We start from the raw sequence: 1,083 nt of genomic DNA, 5'->3' as shown, positions 1-1,083 counted from the left end.
ACCTCTATAGGTAGTGAGTAGTTCACTTTGTTCTTTAAGATTATTTAAGATAAATTTAATACTATTTAATAAGTGAGAGAGTTTTTATATTTTTAAAGAGGTTTTTTCTGAACTTCAAAGGTTGAGATAAGAAAATAAACCAAAGTTCCTATATTATAGACTTCTGTTTTTATCTCATCATATGGTATACTGTAATAAGAAAGAGTATCTATATAAAGATTCCTTCTGAATTTCTAATTAATTCTGGCATAAAATCCATCTTATGAGATTTTTTATCTTCAATATCTATTTTGAAAAAAATCTACATTGCATTATTGACATTTTTTGTTTAGAATATTAGAATAACCATAGTGAGAGATAAGGAGAGAGGTTATGTTAAAAATATATGATGATATTATGGGAAAGACAAACTTAACTTATGCTTACAACACATTGAAACAGAATATTCTAAGACTTGATTTGAAACCTGGTCAGGAGCTTAAAGAGCCAGAACTTCAAACTAAACTTAGAATGAGTAGAACTCCAATAAGAGAGGCTATGATTCTGTTGAAACATGAGGGACTTGTAGAAACATTACCTCACAGTGGAACGTGTGTAAGTAAGATTGATAAGAAAAGATTTAAAGATGGACGTATGATGCGAGTATGTCTTGAGACAAAAATGCTTGAACTTGCATGTGATGAGTTTCCACAAGAGTATCTTGAAAGATTGGAAGGTATCTTAAAGAGACAGGAGTATATTCTTGACACAATAAGGGATTATATCGAATTTCATAATTTAGATATTGAGTTTCACAGAACTATTTTTGAAGGTGTGGATTATGCAACTCTATTCCATATGGCTTATAATGGTTTTTATGATTATTTAAGAGTGAGACAGTTAAACTCTTCTTCAAAAATTAAGGACACTTTTGTTCTTGATGGACATAAGAAGATTTACAATATTATTAAAGAGAAAAAAAGAGAGGATATTGAAGATGTGTTACAGGAGCATTTTTCAAGATTAAATCCTAAATTAGAGGAATTTATTATTGAGTATCCTCATTATTTTAAATAGTAAAATTAAAGGGAAGTCCTAGGACTT

General features: G+C 29.0%; 1 protein-coding gene. It reads left to right on the top strand.

What is annotated here, in order from left to right; all coding sequences use genetic code 11:
• The first annotated feature begins 372 nt into the window (after positions 1-372).
• Positions 373-1,056 carry a GntR family transcriptional regulator gene (locus tag IX290_RS11375; protein WP_211493307.1) on the top strand — a complete coding sequence of 228 codons (684 nt, stop codon included), beginning with the start codon at positions 373-375 and terminating at the stop codon, positions 1,054-1,056.
• The last annotated feature ends 27 nt before the right edge of the window (positions 1,057-1,083 follow it).

The organism is Fusobacterium sp. DD2 (assembly GCF_018205345.1).
Taxonomy (GTDB): Bacteria; Fusobacteriota; Fusobacteriia; order Fusobacteriales; family Fusobacteriaceae; genus Fusobacterium_A.
This window is presented reverse-complemented; position numbering and strand designations above follow the sequence as displayed.

Excerpts from the sequence above, each read along its gene's own strand:
- IX290_RS11375 (WP_211493307.1), top strand. The coding sequence starts at position 373 with ATGTTAAAAATATATGATGATATTATGGGAAAGACAAACTTAACTTAT.